19 protein-coding genes are annotated in these 17,836 nt (G+C 54.2%); 12 read left to right on the forward strand and 7 right to left on the reverse strand.

Annotated features, from left to right (window positions below; genetic code table 11):
* The first annotated feature begins 153 nt into the window (after positions 1 to 153).
* Complete coding sequence (dacC, locus tag SOM82_RS06870) at positions 154 to 1,356, forward strand: serine-type D-Ala-D-Ala carboxypeptidase (protein WP_320459988.1); 1,203 nt, start codon at positions 154 to 156, stop codon at positions 1,354 to 1,356.
* Positions 1,357 to 1,457: 101 nt separating this feature from the next.
* Here the strand turns inward: dacC and deoR are convergent, their stop codons facing one another.
* From deoR to SOM82_RS06885, 3 genes are all read right to left on the reverse strand, one after another.
* Entirely contained in the window at positions 1,458 to 2,216 is a 759-nt protein-coding gene (gene deoR, locus SOM82_RS06875; RefSeq protein WP_320459989.1) for a DNA-binding transcriptional repressor DeoR, read from the reverse strand.
* A 67-nt stretch (positions 2,217 to 2,283) separates the two neighbouring features.
* Positions 2,284 to 2,892, reverse strand: a complete 609-nt coding sequence (gene ybjG / locus SOM82_RS06880) for an undecaprenyl-diphosphate phosphatase (RefSeq protein WP_154127738.1) — start codon at positions 2,890 to 2,892, stop codon at positions 2,284 to 2,286.
* A 7-nt stretch (positions 2,893 to 2,899) separates the two neighbouring features.
* The gene (locus SOM82_RS06885; protein WP_320459990.1) at positions 2,900 to 3,628 is read right to left on the reverse strand and encodes a phosphatase PAP2 family protein; all 729 of its coding nucleotides are present in this window, start codon (positions 3,626 to 3,628) and stop codon (positions 2,900 to 2,902) included.
* 167 nt (positions 3,629 to 3,795) lie between these two features.
* On the opposite strand from SOM82_RS06885, the gene SOM82_RS06890 reads away from it, so the two are divergent.
* The gene (locus tag SOM82_RS06890; RefSeq protein ID WP_154127740.1) at positions 3,796 to 5,028 is read left to right on the forward strand and encodes an MFS transporter; all 1,233 of its coding nucleotides are present in this window, start codon (positions 3,796 to 3,798) and stop codon (positions 5,026 to 5,028) included.
* A 42-nt stretch (positions 5,029 to 5,070) separates the two neighbouring features.
* Here the strand turns inward: SOM82_RS06890 and SOM82_RS06895 are convergent, their stop codons facing one another.
* Positions 5,071 to 5,883, reverse strand: coding sequence for a Cof-type HAD-IIB family hydrolase (locus SOM82_RS06895; RefSeq protein WP_320459991.1), 813 nt, complete (start codon positions 5,881 to 5,883; stop codon positions 5,071 to 5,073).
* Complete coding sequence (locus SOM82_RS06900) at positions 5,873 to 7,087, reverse strand: MFS transporter (RefSeq protein ID WP_320459992.1); 1,215 nt, start codon at positions 7,085 to 7,087, stop codon at positions 5,873 to 5,875. The genes SOM82_RS06895 and SOM82_RS06900 overlap by 11 nt, the downstream gene beginning before the upstream one ends.
* A gap of 81 nt (positions 7,088 to 7,168) precedes the next feature.
* Here SOM82_RS06900 and SOM82_RS06905 point away from each other — a divergent pair, with 81 nt between their 5' ends.
* Positions 7,169 to 7,720, forward strand: coding sequence for a TetR/AcrR family transcriptional regulator (locus tag SOM82_RS06905; protein WP_320459993.1), 552 nt, complete (start codon positions 7,169 to 7,171; stop codon positions 7,718 to 7,720).
* Positions 7,720 to 7,974, forward strand: coding sequence for a hypothetical protein (locus SOM82_RS06910; RefSeq protein ID WP_320459994.1), 255 nt, complete (start codon positions 7,720 to 7,722; stop codon positions 7,972 to 7,974). Before SOM82_RS06905 ends, SOM82_RS06910 begins: the two co-directional genes overlap by 1 nt.
* A gap of 231 nt (positions 7,975 to 8,205) precedes the next feature.
* Here SOM82_RS06910 and SOM82_RS06915 read toward each other — a convergent pair whose 3' ends face one another.
* Positions 8,206 to 9,891 (reverse strand): aspartate:alanine antiporter, encoded by a 1,686-nt coding sequence (locus SOM82_RS06915; protein WP_320459995.1) that lies wholly within the window; start codon positions 9,889 to 9,891, stop codon positions 8,206 to 8,208.
* 277 nt (positions 9,892 to 10,168) lie between these two features.
* Here SOM82_RS06915 and SOM82_RS06920 point away from each other — a divergent pair, with 277 nt between their 5' ends.
* Positions 10,169 to 10,540, forward strand: coding sequence for an inner membrane protein YbjM (locus SOM82_RS06920; protein WP_320459996.1), 372 nt, complete (start codon positions 10,169 to 10,171; stop codon positions 10,538 to 10,540).
* A gap of 29 nt (positions 10,541 to 10,569) precedes the next feature.
* On the opposite strand, the gene SOM82_RS06925 is transcribed toward SOM82_RS06920, so the two are convergent.
* Entirely contained in the window at positions 10,570 to 10,839 is a 270-nt protein-coding gene (locus SOM82_RS06925; RefSeq protein ID WP_095281388.1) for a GrxA family glutaredoxin, read from the reverse strand.
* Between the two features lie 242 nt (positions 10,840 to 11,081).
* On the opposite strand from SOM82_RS06925, the gene nfsA reads away from it, so the two are divergent.
* From nfsA to potI, 7 genes are all read left to right on the forward strand, one after another.
* A complete protein-coding gene (gene nfsA, locus SOM82_RS06930) occupies positions 11,082 to 11,804 on the forward strand; it encodes an oxygen-insensitive NADPH nitroreductase (RefSeq protein WP_154127778.1) in 723 nt (240 codons plus the stop codon).
* A gap of 70 nt (positions 11,805 to 11,874) precedes the next feature.
* Positions 11,875 to 12,777: a 30S ribosomal protein S6--L-glutamate ligase gene (rimK, locus tag SOM82_RS06935; RefSeq protein ID WP_320459997.1), complete on the forward strand. Its 903-nt coding sequence runs from the start codon at positions 11,875 to 11,877 to the stop codon at positions 12,775 to 12,777.
* Between the two features lie 55 nt (positions 12,778 to 12,832).
* Positions 12,833 to 13,309, forward strand: coding sequence for a YbjN domain-containing protein (locus SOM82_RS06940; RefSeq protein WP_154127779.1), 477 nt, complete (start codon positions 12,833 to 12,835; stop codon positions 13,307 to 13,309).
* A gap of 358 nt (positions 13,310 to 13,667) precedes the next feature.
* Complete coding sequence (potF, locus tag SOM82_RS06945) at positions 13,668 to 14,780, forward strand: spermidine/putrescine ABC transporter substrate-binding protein PotF (protein ID WP_320459998.1); 1,113 nt, start codon at positions 13,668 to 13,670, stop codon at positions 14,778 to 14,780.
* 98 nt (positions 14,781 to 14,878) lie between these two features.
* Positions 14,879 to 16,012: a putrescine ABC transporter ATP-binding subunit PotG gene (gene potG, locus SOM82_RS06950; RefSeq protein WP_320459999.1), complete on the forward strand. Its 1,134-nt coding sequence runs from the start codon at positions 14,879 to 14,881 to the stop codon at positions 16,010 to 16,012.
* A gap of 9 nt (positions 16,013 to 16,021) precedes the next feature.
* Positions 16,022 to 16,975: a putrescine ABC transporter permease PotH gene (potH, locus tag SOM82_RS06955; protein ID WP_320460000.1), complete on the forward strand. Its 954-nt coding sequence runs from the start codon at positions 16,022 to 16,024 to the stop codon at positions 16,973 to 16,975.
* The gene (gene potI, locus SOM82_RS06960; protein WP_154127783.1) at positions 16,972 to 17,817 is read left to right on the forward strand and encodes a putrescine ABC transporter permease PotI; all 846 of its coding nucleotides are present in this window, start codon (positions 16,972 to 16,974) and stop codon (positions 17,815 to 17,817) included. The genes potH and potI overlap by 4 nt, the downstream gene beginning before the upstream one ends.
* Positions 17,818 to 17,836: the final 19 nt, after the last annotated feature.

Consider the following 17,836-nt stretch of genomic DNA (forward strand, 5'->3'; position numbering starts at 1 on the left):
TCTGCGACAAAGCGTATCTGAATGTTATTGCGTAAACTTTAAAAACTTTACCTCGTTTCGGTTTCCTTGAAGGCATTTGTACGCTATTACTCATCGCTTCTTGCGACACGGTGATGTGACGTGATTTTTAGAATGGACACTCGGGTGGCATTTATGACGCAAAAAATCTCCTCTCTGCGCGGCCTTGCGGTAGGTTCCGCGCTGCTTTTTCTTTTCTCCCCCACACTCTATGCTGCCGAGCAGGTGGCGCCAGAAGCGCCTCCGGTCGATGCGCGCGCGTGGATTTTGATGGACTACGCCAGCGGAAAAGTGCTGGCGGAAGGGAATGCCGACGAACAACTCGATCCGGCGAGTCTGACAAAAATTATGACCAGCTATGTCGTGGGCCAGGCGCTCAAGGCCGGAAAAATCAAACTCGACGACATGGTGACCATTGGCAAAGATGCCTGGGCGACCGGCAATCCTGCGCTGCGCGGCTCTTCGGTGATGTTCCTGAAGCCGGGCGATCAGGTGTCGGTTTCCGACCTCAACAAAGGGGTGATCATCCAGTCGGGTAACGACGCCTGTATTGCGCTGGCAGATTATGTCGCCGGAAGTCAGGACTCATTTATCGGTTTGATGAATGGTTATGCGCAAAAACTGGGGCTAACCAAAACCACGTTTAAAACCGTGCATGGCCTGGATGCGCCGGGACAGTTCAGCACCGCGCGTGATATGGCGCTGCTGGGCAAAGCCCTGATCCATGATGTGCCGGAAGAGTACGCGATCCACAAAGAGAAAGAGTTCACCTTTAACAAGATTCGCCAGCCGAACCGTAACCGTCTGCTCTGGAGCAGCAATGTGAATGTGGACGGCATGAAAACCGGGACCACTGCCGGGGCGGGGTATAATCTGGTGGCCTCTGCAACCCAGGGCGACATGCGTCTGATTTCGGTGGTGCTGGGCACCAAAACCGACCGTATCCGCTTTAACGAATCCGAAAAACTGCTGACGTGGGGCTTCCGCTTCTTTGAAACCGTCACGCCGATTAAACCGGATGCGACCTTTATCAGCCAGCGCGTCTGGTTTGGTGACAAGAGCGAGGTGAATCTCGGAGCGGGTGAAGCCGGTTCCGTGACCATTCCGCGTGGACAGCTTAAAAATCTGAAGGCCAGCTATACCCTGACCGACTCGCAGCTGACTGCGCCGCTGAAAAAGGGCCAGGTGGTCGGCACGATTGATTTCCAGCTGAACGGTAAATCCATTGAGCAGCGTCCGTTGATCGTGATGGAAGCGGTGGAGGAAGGGGGCTTCTTCAGCCGTATGTGGGACTTCGTGCTGATGAAATTCCACTCATGGTTTGGGAGCTGGTTCTAGGTAAAAGCAAAACGATAACCTGCCGGTTATCGTTTTCGTGTTTCGCCCTCTTCCTGTGGGAGAGGGGGCCGGCGGCACAGGGGCCACCCGCAACAACGCAATTAATACATGAGCTTAATTTGCTGCGCTTTGGCGTGGGCGATGAGTTCGTCATCCGGACGGCAGTCGCTGATAATCGTGTCAAAGCGTGCCAGCTCACCCATTCTGGCCGGACGTACTTTGCCAAACTTGCTGTGATCGACAACCAGCACATGGTATTGCGCCGCGTTCATCGCCCAGTTTTTTACCGTCAATTCTTCCAGATTAAAGCAGGTTGCCCCCTGACGCACGCTCACACCCGCCGCGGAGTAAAAAGCGATATCAGGGCAGAGATGACTGAGCGTATCCTGCGGATTCAGCGGTTTGAAAATGGCGTTGCTGGCGTGGAACTCGCCCCCGCAAAGAATGACCCGGCATTCGGGCTTTTCCTGTAGCGCCAGAAAAGTATTCAGCGAGTAGCACACACCGGTGAACGGCAGGCTGCTGTCAATGGCCTCAATAATCCACGGTGTGGTGGTTCCACAGTCAAAAAACAGGGTTTGATGCGGCTTCACGAGAGAGGCAGCCAGTCGCGCGGCTTTGCGTTTCTCTTCAACCAGGCGGGTTTTTTGATCGCTAATCAGATAGTGGCTGCCGCTACGTGGCTCCAGAACGATATACCCGCCCAGCAGTACCACCGGGGCACTTTCACTGTTCAGGTCACGACGGATGGTCATCTCGGAGACGCCAAGCAGGGTGGCGGCTTCTTTGAGATGCAGCTTATCGCTGCGCTTCAGCGCTTGCAGTAGCTGGGCAATGCGGTCGTCGCGTCGTGTTTCCATAGATCCTCGGGGCGAAAAAGTGAACCCCCGCAAGGCGGGGGCTCAAGTGTAACCTGTCGGACCGGGGTTAGTCACGTATCCAGCCTTTGCGGATCGGGAGGGCAAAGCAGACGCGATAAGCCTGCTGTAGCGCGCGATAGAGCTGCTGTCCGAACAGATTCCACAGAATTTGTGCGCTCAGGCAGCCAATCATTCCCACCAGCAGACCGCCCAACATATCCAGCGGCCAGTGAACGCCCAGATAAACGCGCGACCAGGCAATGCCGAGCGCAATAGCCATCAGCACGATGCCAGACCAGACGCGGTGCCAGAATAAAAAGGCCAGCGCGAAGGTAAATATCACCGTGCCGTGATCGCTCGGGAAGGAGTCATCTGCGGCGTGGTGCAGGAAGTTCGACCCAATGTGATCGACAAACGGACGGTCGTGCGGGAACAGATGCCCCAACGTCCACGAGGCCGTGAGACTCACAGCCAGCGCCATCGCAACTTTGATCACCAGCTGACGCTGGGCGCCAACCTGTTTACGTGGTCCCCACAGCCAGAGGATAACCACCAGCACCGGGACGATATTAATCAGATCTTTAGCCACCAATGTCGCCAGGGCGATCATCCACTCCGGTGATGCCGGGGTGGCATTAATCAGATAAAAAAGTCCGTAATTGAGATTCTCTAACATTCCATCATCACTCTTTAGCAAACCAGGTGGAAACGAGGCCGTAGGCCACAACCTGAGAAAACCACACCCACCAACCTGCCCACAGGTTGTGCGAGAAAAAATGTGCGCCGCGCATCACCTGACCGTAGCCCATCGTCAGTCCGGCCATCACGCCCAGCGCAACGAAAAACCAGGCCAGCCGGGGACGCTCGCGCCAGAAGGCGAAGAACAGCCCCATCACCATAAAGCCGCTCGATGAGTGACCCCCGGGAAAACAGCGCCCGGGACCACTGTTTGCGGGCATTGTCCCAAACAGCGGCCAGGAGAGCGCTTTACCGCCATACTCCACCAGATCCCACGGGCAGCTGTGATGGCTGATACTTTTCATCAGCCCCACCGCTAATGCCCCCAGGCCCATCAGTAGACCGGCCGTTAACAGGCGCGGGTTACGGCGAAATATGCCGTAAATCAGCGCACTGGCCGCCAGCGCAATGGTGACGTATTTCGCCAGCCGGTGATTCAGCAGATCGAGCAGGGCATTCTGCTGGAGCGGGAACCGATGTGCTGCAGCGTCATACCAGTATCCGGTGATCAGCCTGTCCAGCGTCTCGTCACGAGAAAGCCAGGTGAACAGCATCGCCAGAATAATCAGCATACAAAGCTGATAACCATAAAAGCGGGCAGGTAAACGGTAAAGCAGTTTTGTCTTAGTTGTCGGTGACTTAGATAATTCTGATGCGACGCTTGTCTCGGCCATAATTCAGATCAATGACGGGAAATGGGCCTATCATATAAGTGGCAACTTAAGGAAACCTTAAACAACGACGATAAGTGCTTTATTTCTGTTTATCTTCAATAATTCGCTATCTCGGCAGGTGTCATTTCATTAAACTCAGCGCGATTATTTCACTTTAAAGAGACCGCATGTCAAACCGTTCTTCTTCCGGTCATCGCCTGGGTCGTCAGGCGTTACTGTTCCCGCTGTGTCTGGTGCTTTACGAATTCTCAACCTATATCGGCAACGATATGATCCAACCCGGTATGCTGACGGTGGTTGAGCAATTCAACGCCGGAATCGAGTGGGTACCGACCTCCATGACCGCCTATCTGGCCGGCGGCATGTTTTTGCAGTGGCTGTTAGGGCCGCTGTCGGATCGTATTGGCCGCCGTCCGGTTATGTTGACCGGGGTGGTGTGGTTTATCGTGACCTGCCTTGCGATCCTGTTCGCGCAAACCATCGAACAGTTCACGCTGCTGCGCTTCCTGCAAGGGGTGAGTCTGTGCTTTATTGGCGCGGTCGGTTACGCCGCCATTCAGGAGTCGTTTGAAGAGGCGGTGTGTATCAAAATCACCGCGCTCATGGCGAATGTCGCGCTGATAGCCCCGCTTCTCGGTCCACTGGTGGGTGCGGCTTGGGTACACGTCGCGCCGTGGGAAGGGATGTTCGTGCTATTTGCCGCGCTGGCGGCTATCTCGTTCTTCGGCCTGCATCGGGCGATGCCAGAAACGGCCACCCGACTGGGTGAAAAACTGTCGCTCAAAGAGCTGGGACGCGATTACAAAGAAGTGCTGAAAAATGGCCGCTTTGTGGCCGGGGCGCTGGCAATCGGGTTTGTCTGCCTGCCGTTGCTGGCGTGGATTGCCCAGTCACCGGTGATTATCATCAGCGGCGAAAAGCTCAGTAGCTATGAATATGGCCTGCTGCAGGTGCCGATTTTTGGCGCGCTGATTATCGGTAACCTCGTGCTGGCTCGCCTCACGTCGCGGCGCACCGTTCGTTCGCTGATTATTATGGGCGGATGGCCGATCGTCGCCGGATTGATTGTTGCTGCGGTGGCGACTGTTGCCTCTTCCCATGCGTATCTGTGGATGACCGCCGGGCTAAGTATTTACGCCTTCGGAATCGGGCTGGCAAACGCCGGGCTGGTACGCCTGACGCTGTTTGCCAGCGAGATGAGTAAAGGCACAGTTTCTGCGGCGATGGGGATGCTGCAAATGCTGATTTTCACCGTCGGGATTGAAATCAGTAAACACGCCTACAGCCTGGGCGGGAACGGACTGTTCAGCCTGTTCAACCTCATTAACGGGGTGTTTTGGCTGGCGTTGATGGTGGTGTTCCTGAAGGATAAGCGCGTCGGCAGCGCTTTACAGCCCTGAGACGTAAGTCCCTCTCCCGACGGGAGAGGGCAGACGGGCGCGTTAGTTAAAGGGGGCCTCTCCGTTGAGCACTTTCTCGATCACATCCAGCACACCTTCTTCATTATTGTGCGGCGCTTCAAAACGCGCCGCTTCTTTAATGTGCGCTTTGGCGTTCGCCATCGCAAAACTAAAGCCCGCCTGGCGCAGCATCTCAATGTCATTGCCGCTATCACCAAACGCAACCACTTCGCTATCTTCAATACCCCAGTGCCGCTGCAGGATCCGCAGACCGTTGGCTTTGTGAACGCCCGGAATAATCAGATCAATATTGCCATGACCGGTGGTGACGGGAACCATAATGTCGCTCAGTTCCGCGTGGATCATCGCATGAATACGCGGGATCTCGCTATCCGGCAAATTCAGCCCAAATTTAAAGAAGATGTCGTTGAGATTATCGAAGTTATCCACCATTTCCAGACGGTGATAATATTTAGCGGCCATCTCTTTTAAACTGTCGTCATAGGATTTGAGGGTGTACGCGCTGTTTTTCCCGCAGGCGATGACCTCTACTTCCGGCAGGGAACAGAGAAAGCGCGCCACTTTATCGAAATCGCTCCGGCTCAGTTCGCCGTTAAACACATCTTCGCGGGCGTTAACCACCCAGCCACCGTTTTCGGCAACAAAGGCAATTTCATCGGCGATATCCGGGAAAAAGGAGATCAGCTGATAATACTGGTTGCCGCTGGCGACCACGAAGCGGATCCCTTGTTGCTTCATGCGGGAATACAGGGCCAGAAAACGTTCACGGTTGTAGGTTTTGGTATCGCTCAGGAAAGTGCCATCCATGTCGACTGCAATTAACTTAACGCTCATATCCCTTCTCCATTGCTGAATCTTGCGTATTAGGTTTGGCGACGGCTTTCGCCACCAGCGCGGCGATGATGACTAACCCCAGCACGACCAGCATAGCGCTACGCAACCCGTAATGCTCACCGAGGAAACCGAGCAGCGGCGGGCCGACCAGGAAGGCGAGGTAGCCGGTGGTGGCGACAACGCTTACGCGAGTCGGCGCATCCGGGCCGGTGTCGCTGGCAGCCGAAATGGTGAGCGGAAAACCGAGCGATGCGCCCGCTCCCCACAGAATAACCGACACACCGGCTATCCAGTCGACATCGACAAAAATGATCAATGCGATACCGAGAGCGCCCATTAGCGCGCTGGCACGCACAACCGCCACGCGACTGTATCGATCGATAAACCAGCCGCCCGTAAAGCGCCCGACGGTCATGCCAAGAGTAAATCCGGCGTAGATCAGCGACCCGGAAGTGGGGCTAAAACCGTGACCGTCTACCATCAGCAGCGGCAGCCAGTCGTTAGCGGAACCTTCGGCAAACGCCATCGCCAGCACCACCACCCCAATCAGCATCAGCTGCATGTCACGATAGAACGGCAAACCTTTTTCTGTCGATTTTTGTTCGTCCGCGCTGTTCTTGCCGGTCCCATCCGGGATGGCGGTGATCCCGGTCAAAACCGGGATTATGCAGATTAGCGCCGCCAGTAAAATATGCAGATTGGCGGCGGTGCCCAACGCCGTCAGCGCCATGCCGACGCCCGCGCCCGCCAGCGTACCGAGGCTATAAAAGCCATGCATCATCGGCAGCACGGTTTTGTTCATTTCGCGCTCAACGGCTGCGCCTTCCACGTTGATGGCCACTTCTGCCGAGCCAAAGCTACCGCCAAATACCATCAGCCCCAGTGCGAAGATAATCGGAGAGGCAAACCATAGCGCCGCGCTCAGGATCATCATGCCGAAAATAGCGCAGCACATGGTGGTGCGGATCACTTTTCGTGTGCCAAAGCGCTTAACCAGCCACGCCGAACACAGAATACCGCTCATCGAGCCAATCGACAGACCAAACAGGACAATGCCCATTTCGGCGGTAGAAACCGACAAAATATCGCGAATAGCGGGCGTGCGGGTGGCCCAGGAGGCCATAAGCAGTCCGGGGATAAAAAAGAACATAAACAACGCCCACAAGCGTCGTTGCAGGGCCTTACGGGGAGAAATTTGCGTCATTAAGGCAGCACCAGAAGTACAACAATAGCGACAACACTAGCAAGTTTGTGTACATTTGTACACAAACCGGAAGAGGTATTGATGAGCAGACGACCGAACGATCCGCAGCGTCGGGAAAGGATATTACAGGCCACGCTGGACACGATTGCCGAGCACGGGATCCATGCGGTCACGCACCGTAAAATAGCCCACTGTGCGGGGGTTCCCCTGGGATCGATGACCTATTATTTTGACGGTATGGACTCGTTACTCGAAGAGGCCTTTGCCGGATTTACGCGGGAGATGTCCCGGCAATATCGCGATTATTTTGCGAAGGTCAACGGCCCTGAAATGGCCTGCGAAGCGATCGCTACGCTTATTCATAGCTCAGAAGTCACGACGCCGCATAATATGGAGCTGATGTATCAGCTGTACGCCCTGATGAACCGTAAACCGTCGCTGAGAATCGTCATGCAGGACTGGATGCAAACCAGTCAAAAAACGCTTGAACAGTGGTTTAATCCAGTGACCGCCCGCGCGCTGGACGCCTTTATAGAGGGGATGACGCTGCATTTTGTGACCGACAGGTCACCCCTGTCGCGGGAAGAAATTGGCGCAATGGTAAAACGCATCGCGGGTCTGGAGGAGGAGTGATGAGTTTAAGAATAACCACACAGCAGGTAGATACCTGGAAGAAACGTATTCAGCGGGATGGCCTGAAAGGCTCGACCTACTTTTGCCAGCAGGGTGGGAGTGTTTGGGTTTCCGCATCTGTTGATCATCAGGCTATTTGCCTGCGGGTTTTAGGAAGAGATTCAGGAACAAGTTCTTTGACGAGTTATTTGCGATGGGATGATGTCGGCGCAGTGGCTTTGGTGGAACTGTTGTACGCGATTGAAACGGCATAGGGCGCGACTCTGTCGTCACGCATCGAAACGGATGGTTTAAGTGATTGATGATGAAGGTGACAAAATTTCAGGCAACAAAAAACCCATCAACCTTGAACCAAAATGGCGGGGTTGATGGGCTCCACAAAATGGGGGACATCAAAGAAAAGCAGTGGCAATAGTTATGACTGCCTCATCTAAGAAAAGTTCTGCGCATCGGAAAAATATTTCAGGGATGCGCAATCTTCAGAGTTATCCGAGCGCCGGCCAAATGATGATGATAAGCGTACCGGCCAGGGTGAGCAGAACGTTAGCGATAGCGTAAGTCCCCGCGTAGCCTAATGCCGGAATATTACTGCGTGCGGTATCGCTGATGATTTCCATTGCAGGTGCGCAGGTGCGCGCGCCCATCATCGCACCGAAAAGCATCGCGCGGTTCATCCGCAGCACGTACGCGCCAAACAGGAAGCAGATCACCACAGGTAACAGGCTGACAATTAAACCGGCAACCAGCATCTGCCAGCCAACCGCGCCAAGACTGTGTCCAATGCCGCTGCCCGCGCTTAACCCCACGCCCGCCATAAATACCATCAGGCCGAACTCTTTGACCATATTCAACGCCCCCTGCGGGATGTAGCCAAACGTCGGGTGGTTCGCCCGCAGGAAGCCGAGCATGATACCGGCGAACAGCAGTCCGGCGGCGTTTCCGACTCCGAAACTAAAGTTACTGAACTGGAACGTGATCATCCCAATCATCAGGCCGACAATGAAAAAGGCGCAGAAAGCCAGCAGGTCCGTCACCTGGCTGTGGATGGAGATAAATCCAATGCGGTCTGCCACTGTTTTTACGCGTCGCGCATCGCCGCTCACCTGGAGCACATCGCCTTTGTTTAATACCACATTGTCATCAATAGGCATTTCAATCTGGCTGCGGATCACGCGGTTCAGGAAACAGCCATGATCGGTGAGTTTAAGCTGCGCCAGACGACGACCGACGGCATTGTGGTTTTTCACCACGATCTCTTCGGTGACGATACGCATGTCGAGCAAATCACGGTCGAAAACTTCTTTACCGTTACGGAAGCTGGGGTCGAGGCGGGCATGGGCGTCCGGGTAGCCAACCAGAGCAATATCGTCACCCATCTGCAGCACCGCATCGCCGTCCGGGTTTGCCAGAATCCCGTTACGACGGATACGTTCGATATAGCAACCGGTCTGACGATAGATACCTAACTCGCGCAGGTTTTTACCGTCGGCCCAGGCCACCAGCTCAGGGCCGACGCGATAGGCGCGGATCACGGGTAAATAGACTTTGCGTTTAATGTCCGTATCCAGACCGCGCTCGCGGGCAATTTGCTGCGCGCTGGTCTGTAAATCCTGGTGCTGCAATTTTGGCAAGTATCGGGCGGCAACGATCAGACTGACCAGCCCAATTAAATAGGTGAGGGCGTAGCCCAGGCTGAGGTGATCGAGTGCCAGAGAAAGCTGGTTCCCGGCCATCCCCGAGTGTCGCAAGGTATCGCCTGCACCCACCAGAACAGGGGTTGAGGTCATCGAGCCCGCAAGCATCCCCGCCGTTAAGCCGATATCCCAGCCAAAGAGTTTGCCCAAGCCGAGAGCAATCACCAGCGCGCTACCGACCATCACCAGCGCCAGCATCAGATAATTTTTGCCGTCGCGAAAGAAAATTGAAAAAAAGTTTGGACCTGCTTCCACGCCAACACAAAAAATAAACAGCATAAAACCTAAGTTGAGCGCATCCGTGTTAATGCTGAAATGTTGTTGACCTAATAATAATGAGACGACTAAAACGCCAATGGAATTACCAAGTTGAACTGAACCCAGGCGTAATTTACCCAGACACAGACCCAGTGCCAGTACAACAAATAATAACAGGATGTAATTCCCGTTTAACAAATCTGCGACGTTTATATTCACGGAGGCTAACTTCTTGTTTACCGTTAAGCTGTTGAAAGGATGGGGTATTTAGGCTACTGTTTTATCCTGTGTGCGAAAGGCGATTGCCCCTTCTACACACGCAAAATATATCCCACGGAACAATAACTGGCCGATAGTCTAATCGCATTGGATATCGAGAGCCAGTAAAGATCGCGTCACAACGTATGTGCTTTGGCATGGAATGCCACATTGCTTTATCTGACTGGGCGCCCTTTGGCGATTGTGTATTCGATAGAGATGAAGTCAGGAGGATTTTTTGAACATCAAACGAAACTGGGCAGGCATGATCTGCTGTTTCTTATTATTTACGGTGGTCTGCCTTGTGCTGGCTTTCAAGGTAAAAGGCGCATTTCGCGCATCTGGTCATCCTGAACTGGGGCTGCTCTTTTTTATCTTACCCGGCATTGTGGCGAGTTTTATCTCGCGCGGGGGAGAAGTGATCAAACCGTTGATTGGCGCGATGCTGGCAGCACCGTTATGTTTGCTGGTCATGCGGTTGGTCTTTGTGCCGTCGCGTTCGTTCTGGCAAGAGCTGGCATGGCTACTGAGCGGGATCTTCTGGTGCGCGCTGGGCGCGTTATGCTTTATGTTCGTGCGCAGTCTGATTCACCGGCGACGTCACAAATAAAAACGCCCTCCGAAGAGGGCGCTAAAGCATCACTGGGCAGCAAACAGACCCAGGTTTTCTTTCGCATAGGCTTCAAAATCGGTAAAGCCGCCGATGTGCGTCTGATCGAGGAAAATCTGCGGTACGGTTTCAACCGGTTTACCCACGGTTTTTTCCAGGTCCGCTTTGCTGATGCCTTCGGCGTGAATATCCACATAGCGGAAGTTAAAGTCGTCACGCTCGGCAGTCAGTTTTTCTGCCAGTTCTTTAGCGCGTACGCAGTATGGGCAACCCGGGCGTCCAAAAATTACTGCAAACATTTCTCTCTCCTTAAACCTAAGCCTGTCGGCGAATACGGCTATAGTGCACGATAACCTGTCCTCATGAAAAGCAGGTTTTACCTGTCGCTTTAATAACTTTACCCATCATACGGTACATCGCTCACTTCTCACTCGCTGGACGAAGCATTCATAATATCAGGCTATGTTTCGCCAATTACAGGCCGCGTATCTTTGCCTATACTGGCTGCCTGACCGTAAAAAGAGAAATGAAGAGAGACGAGATGACGCCGACGATTGATGTAATACGTTCCCACCGTTCTGTTCGCCAGTTTACCGATCGGCCGATTACGGATGCAGAGCGGGAGGCCATTGTGGCGAGTGCCCAGGCAACCTCCAGCTCCAGCTTTTTGCAATGCAGTTCGATCATTCGTATCACCGATCCGGCACTGCGTGAGCAACTGGTCACGCTGACGGGCGGCCAAAAGCATGTGGCTCAGGCGGCTGAGTTTTGGGTGTTTTGTGCTGATTTCAACCGTCACCTGCAGATTTGCCCGGATGCGCAGCTTGGTCTGGCGGAGCAACTGCTGTTGGGCGTGGTTGATACCGCGCTGATGGCACAAAACGCGCTGACAGCAGCAGAGTCATTAGGGTTAGGCGGTGTCTATATCGGCGGTATTCGCAACAGTATTGACGCAGTGACCGAGCTTCTGCAGTTACCAAAACATGTTCTCCCGCTGTTTGGCCTGTGCCTCGGCTGGCCGGCGGACAACCCGGACAGCAAACCGCGTCTGCCAGCCGCGTTAGTGATGCACGAAAATCGCTATCAACCGATGGATAAAGAGATTCTGGCGCAATACGACGAAGAGATGGCGAACTACTATCTGTCGCGCGCCAGCAATAATCGTCGCGATACCTGGAGCGATCATATCCGCCGCACCATCATCAAAGAAAATCGCCCGTTTATTCTCGACTATTTGCATAAACAGGGCTGGGCTGTGCGATAAGCCCATTCATCCTGCGCCAGCCTGCGTGTATGATACGCAGGCTTTTATCGAGTCTTTAGAGAGGTGCAGGGTGAAAATTGCCATTTTGTCCCGGGATGGAACGCTCTATTCGTGTAAACGTCTGCTTGAAGCCGCCAACAAGCGTGGCCATCTGGTTGAGATCCTCGATCCGCTGTCCTGCTATATGAACATCAGCCCGGCGGCGTCCTCTATTCATTATAAAGGCCGCCATCTGCCGCATTTTGACGCAGTGATCCCCCGCATTGGTTCGCAAATTACCTTCTACGGCACTGCCGCCTTACGTCAGTTTGAAATGCTCGGCAGTTACCCCCTGAATGAATCCGTTGCGATTACGCGCGCCCGCGATAAGTTGCGCTCTCTGCAATTGCTGGCCCGTCAGGGGATCGATCTGCCCATTACGGGCATTGCACACTCTCCTGATGACACCAGCGATCTCATCGACATGGTGGGCGGCGCGCCACTGGTGGTGAAACTGGTTGAGGGTACGCAAGGGATTGGTGTGGTGCTGGCCGAAACCCGCCAGGCCGCGGAGAGTGTCATCGACGCCTTTCGCGGTTTGAATGCGCATATTCTGGTGCAGGAATATATCGAAGAGGCAAAAGGGCGGGATATTCGCTGTCTGGTGGTGGGTGACGAAGTGGTTGCGGCCATTGAACGCCAGGCCAAAGAGGGGGATTTCCGTTCTAATTTGCATCGCGGCGGCGTGGCACGGGTGGCGAATATCACCGAGCGTGAACGGGAAATTGCCATTAAAGCCGCGCAGACGCTTGGGCTGGATATTGCGGGCGTCGATATTCTGCGCGCCAGGCGCGGGCCGCTGGTGATGGAAGTGAATTCGTCACCCGGTCTCGAAGGCATTGAGAAAACCACGGGTGTGGATATCGCAGGTAAAATGATTTCGTGGATTGAACGCCATGCCACGCCAGGCTTCTGCCTTAAAACGGGTGGTTAGCGGCATATTTTTTGCGTACCCTAGATGAAGTTTTTTCTTAAGAGGCTGCACTGCTATGGATTTACAGGTCGTTCCCACGCTGGATACGTTACGTCATTGGCTCGACGATGCAGGTATCACCTATTTTGAGTGTGATTCTTGCCAGGCGTTGCACCTGCCACACATGCAAAACTTCGACGGCGTGTTCGATGCCAAAATCGATCTGATCAACGACGTTATCCTCTTCTCCGCGCTGGCGGAGGTGAAACCCTCGGCGTTGCTGGCGCTGGCCTCCGATTTGTCGGCGATCAATGCCAGTTCTTTGACGGTGAAAGCATTTCTCGACATACAGGATGATAATCTGCCAAAACTGGTGGTTTGCCAGTCTTTATTCGCCGGAGCCGGGCTGTCATTTAAACAGTTTTCCTGGTTTATGCGCATGAGCGAAGAGCAGATCTCCATGGTGATGCTGGAAGCCAGCTCACATCATCTGCTCTTTACCACCGACGAGGAGATGGAGAATAACGATTCACGCGATACGTTTCTCCACTAAGACTCCCCCGCCCTTAACGCAGTCGCTGCCATGGCGGCTGCATTACACCACTTTTTCTGCTGTCATTAACCTTTCTTTAAAGAATTATTCACCTCCTCTCGCGCCGTTTCGGCTTATCACATAGACAGATCCTGCATAAAAAATTGATAAAAGGCGTTTTTTAATCTGGGCTATAGCCTGGGGCACGGGCTACAGTTATTCTTGCGGAGCTTAAAAAAGCGAGCAAAAACTGCCAGAAGATTTTTTCTTTTGCGGCAGGCAGAGCGACAAAATATGCATGATTCTTGCATACCACCAATTGCATGGTTTTAGTTCGTTTGTTAACAACAGTTAACGAGCTTTCATAAGGAATAACGATATGATCGCCTTAAATAAAAAATGGTTATCGGGTCTGGTTGCGGGTGCTCTGATGGCTGTCTCTGCCGGCACGCTCGCTGCGGAACAAAAAACGCTGCATATCTATAACTGGTCTGATTATATTGCGCCGGATACGGTCGCGAATTTTGAAAAAGAGACCGGGATTAAAGTGGTTTACGATGTCTTTGACTCTAACGAAGTGCTGGAAGGCAAGCTGATGGCGGGGAGTACCGGCTTTGACCTGGTGGTTCCGTCTGCCAGTTTCCTTGAGCGCCAGTTAACCGCAGGCGTTTTTCAGCCGCTGGATAAAAGCAAACTCCCTAACTGGAAAAACCTCGATCCCGAACTGCTGAAACTGATCGCCAAACACGATCCGGAAAATAAATTCGCCATGCCGTATATGTGGGCGACCACGGGTATTGGCTATAACGTCGATAAAGTGAAGAAAGCGCTCGGCACTGATGCGCCGGTGAACAGCTGGGATTTGGTACTGAAACCCGAAAACCTCGAAAAACTGAAAAGCTGCGGCGTCTCCTTCCTCGATGCCCCGGAGGAAATCTTCGCCACCGTGCTGAACTACTTGGGTAAAGATCCGAACAGCACCAAAGCGGATGATTACACCGGCCCGGCGACCGATCTGCTGCTGAAGCTGCGTCCGAACATTCGTTACTTCCACTCCTCGCAGTACATCAACGATCTGGCCAACGGCGATATTTGCGTGGCGATTGGCTGGGCGGGTGACGTGTGGCAAGCGGCGAACCGCGCCAAAGAGGCGAAGAATGGGGTGAATATCTCTTACTCCATTCCGAAAGAGGGCGCGATGGCGTTCTTCGACGTCTTTGCAATGCCTGCGGATGCCAAAAATAAGGATGAAGCCTATCAGTTCCTGAACTATCTGCTGCGTCCGGACGTTATTGCTCATATCTCCGATCACGTCTTCTACGCCAACGCCAACAAAGAAGCGACGCCGCTGGTGAGCGCGGAAGTACGCGACAATCCGGGAATTTATCCACCGGCAGACGTGCGCGCCAAAATGTTCACGCTGAAAGTGCAGGATCCGAAAATCGACCGCGTGCGTACCCGCGCATGGACGAAGGTGAAAAGCGGTAAATAATCGCATTTTGTCGTCCCGGGCGGCATCGCTCGGCCCGGGAACAGGCGCACTGTTACGGTGCGCCTGCACCAGTTTTGATTTATGCCGGAGAGCACCCCGTGAACGAAACGATCCCCCGCCCGCAGGCGAAAACCCGTAAAGCGCTTACCCCGCTTCTTGAAGTCCGTAACCTGACCAAATCTTTCGACGGCCAGCACGCCGTGGACGATGTCAGCCTGACGATTTATAAAGGCGAAATTTTTGCCCTGCTTGGCGCATCGGGCTGCGGTAAATCCACGCTGCTGCGCATGCTTGCGGGTTTTGAACAACCGACCTCCGGGCAAATTATGCTCGATGGTGTCGACCTGTCGCGCGTTCCGCCCTATGAACGTCCGATCAATATGATGTTTCAGTCCTATGCCCTGTTCCCGCATATGACGGTGGAGCAGAACATTGCGTTTGGCCTGAAACAGGACAAATTGCCGAAAGCGGAAATCAACGCCCGCGTGGCCGAAATGCTGAGTCTGGTGCACATGCAGGAGTTCGCGAAGCGCAAACCGCATCAGCTCTCTGGCGGTCAGCGTCAGCGTGTGGCACTGGCGCGAAGCCTCGCTAAACGCCCGAAACTGCTGTTACTCGACGAGCCAATGGGGGCGCTGGATAAAAAACTGCGCGACCGCATGCAGCTTGAAGTGGTGGATATCCTGGAGCGCGTGGGCGCCACCTGTGTGATGGTGACGCACGATCAGGAAGAAGCCATGACGATGGCCGGCCGTATTGCGATCATGAACCGCGGAAAGTTCGTGCAAATCGGCGAGCCGGAGGAGATCTACGAGCATCCGACCACGCGTTACAGCGCCGAGTTTATCGGCTCCGTTAACGTGTTCGAAGGGCTGCTGAAAGATCGTCAAGAGGATGGCCTGGTGATTGAATCGCCGGGGCTGGTGCATCCGTTGAAGGTCGATCCCGATGCGTCGGTGATGGATAACGTGCCCGTCTATGTGGCGCTGCGTCCGGAAAAAATCATGCTCTGTGAGGAGCCGCCAGCCGATGGTTATAACTTTGCTGTCGGAGAAGTGGTGCATATTGCCTACCTGGGCGATCTCTCCATTTATCACGTTCGACTCAAAAGCGGGCAGATGATTAGCGCCCAGTTGCAGAATGAACACCGCTACCGTAAAGGACTGCCGACCTGGGGCGACGAAGTGCGCCTGTGCTGGGATGCGGACAGCTGCGTCGTGCTGACGGTATAGGGAGGGGCCATGAGTACACTTGAACCACCGGTACGAGAGCCCAAAACGGGCGGATTTGCGCAGTGGCTGGCGCGAATGCAGCTGGCGCATGGTCGCAAGCTGGTGATTGCCTTGCCTTATGTGTGGCTGATCCTGCTGTTCCTGCTGCCGTTTTTGATCGTTTTCAAAATCAGCCTCGCCGAAATGGCGCGCGCCATTCCGCCTTATACCAATCTGATGGAGTGGGCAGATGGCCAACTGTCGATAGTGCTGAATCTCGGCAATTATCTGCAGTTAACCGACGATCCACTCTATTTCGAAGCCTATTTGCAGTCGTTGCAGGTAGCAGCTATCTCAACTCTCTGTTGTCTGGCGATGGGGTATCCGCTCGCATGGGCCGTGGCGCATAGTAAACCGTCCACGCGCAATATTTTGCTGCTGCTGGTGATTTTACCGTCCTGGACCTCGTTCCTGATCCGCGTCTATGCGTGGATGGGGATCCTGAAAAACAACGGGGTGCTGAATAACTTTTTGATGTGGCTGGGGGTTATCGACCAGCCGCTGACCATCCTGCACACCAATCTGGCGGTGTATATCGGGATTGTGTATGCCTATCTGCCGTTTATGGTTCTGCCCATTTATACCGCGCTGACGCGCATTGATTACTCGCTGGTGGAAGCGTCGCTGGATCTCGGAGCACGCCCGCTGAAAACGTTCTTTAGCGTGATTGTTCCCCTGACCAAAGGCGGAATTATTGCCGGTTCGATGCTGGTGTTTATTCCGGCGGTGGGGGAGTTCGTGATCCCGGAACTGCTCGGGGGGCCGGACAGCATCATGATTGGCCGCGTACTGTGGCAGGAATTCTTCAATAACCGCGACTGGCCGGTGGCCTCGGCGGTGGCGATTGTGATGTTGTTGCTGCTGATCGTGCCGATCATGTGGTTCCATAAACATCAGCAAAAACAGATGGGAGATCACGGATGAACAATTTACCGGTAGTGCGCTCCCCGTGGCGAATCCTGATTCTGGTGCTTGGGTTTACCTTCCTCTACGCACCCATGCTGATGCTGGTGATCTATTCGTTCAACAGCTCGAAGCTGGTGACGGTATGGGCGGGCTGGTCTACGCGCTGGTATGGTGAGTTGTTCCGTGATGACGCGATGATGAGTGCGGTCGGCCTGAGTCTGACGATTGCAGCCTGCGCCGCCACGATGGCTTCTGTTCTGGGGACCATTGCGGCGATGGTGATGGTGCGTTTTGGCCGTTTCCGTGGGGCAAACGGCTTTGCCTTTATGATCACCGCGCCGCTGGTGATGCCGGATGTGATCACCGGTTTGTCGCTGCTGCTGCTGTTTGTCGCGCTGGCGCATGCCATTGGCTGGCCCGCGGATCGCGGAATGCTGACCATCTGGCTGGCGCATGTGACTTTCTGTACCGCGTATGTGGCAGTGGTGATTTCGTCGCGTTTGCGCGAGCTGGATCACTCCATCGAAGAGGCGGCGATGGATCTCGGTGCGACGCCGCTGAAGGTGTTTTTCATCATTACGTTGCCGATGATTATGCCGGCGGTGATCTCCGGCTGGCTGCTGGCCTTTACCCTGTCGCTGGACGATCTGGTGATCGCCAGCTTCGTTTCCGGGCCGGGAGCCACCACGCTGCCGATGCTGGTCTTCTCCAGCGTGCGGATGGGGGTCAATCCTGAGATTAACGCCCTGGCATCAATCATTCTGGGCGTGGTTGGCGTTGTCGGTTTTATCGCCTGGTATCTGATGGCCCGGGCGGAAAAACAGCGTGTGCGTGATATCCAGCGTGCAAGACGCGGCTGAAGCATTTAAAATTCTCAGT

Source organism: Lelliottia sp. CFBP8978, assembly GCF_034046055.2.
In the GTDB taxonomy this organism is placed as follows: domain Bacteria; phylum Pseudomonadota; class Gammaproteobacteria; order Enterobacterales; family Enterobacteriaceae; genus Enterobacter.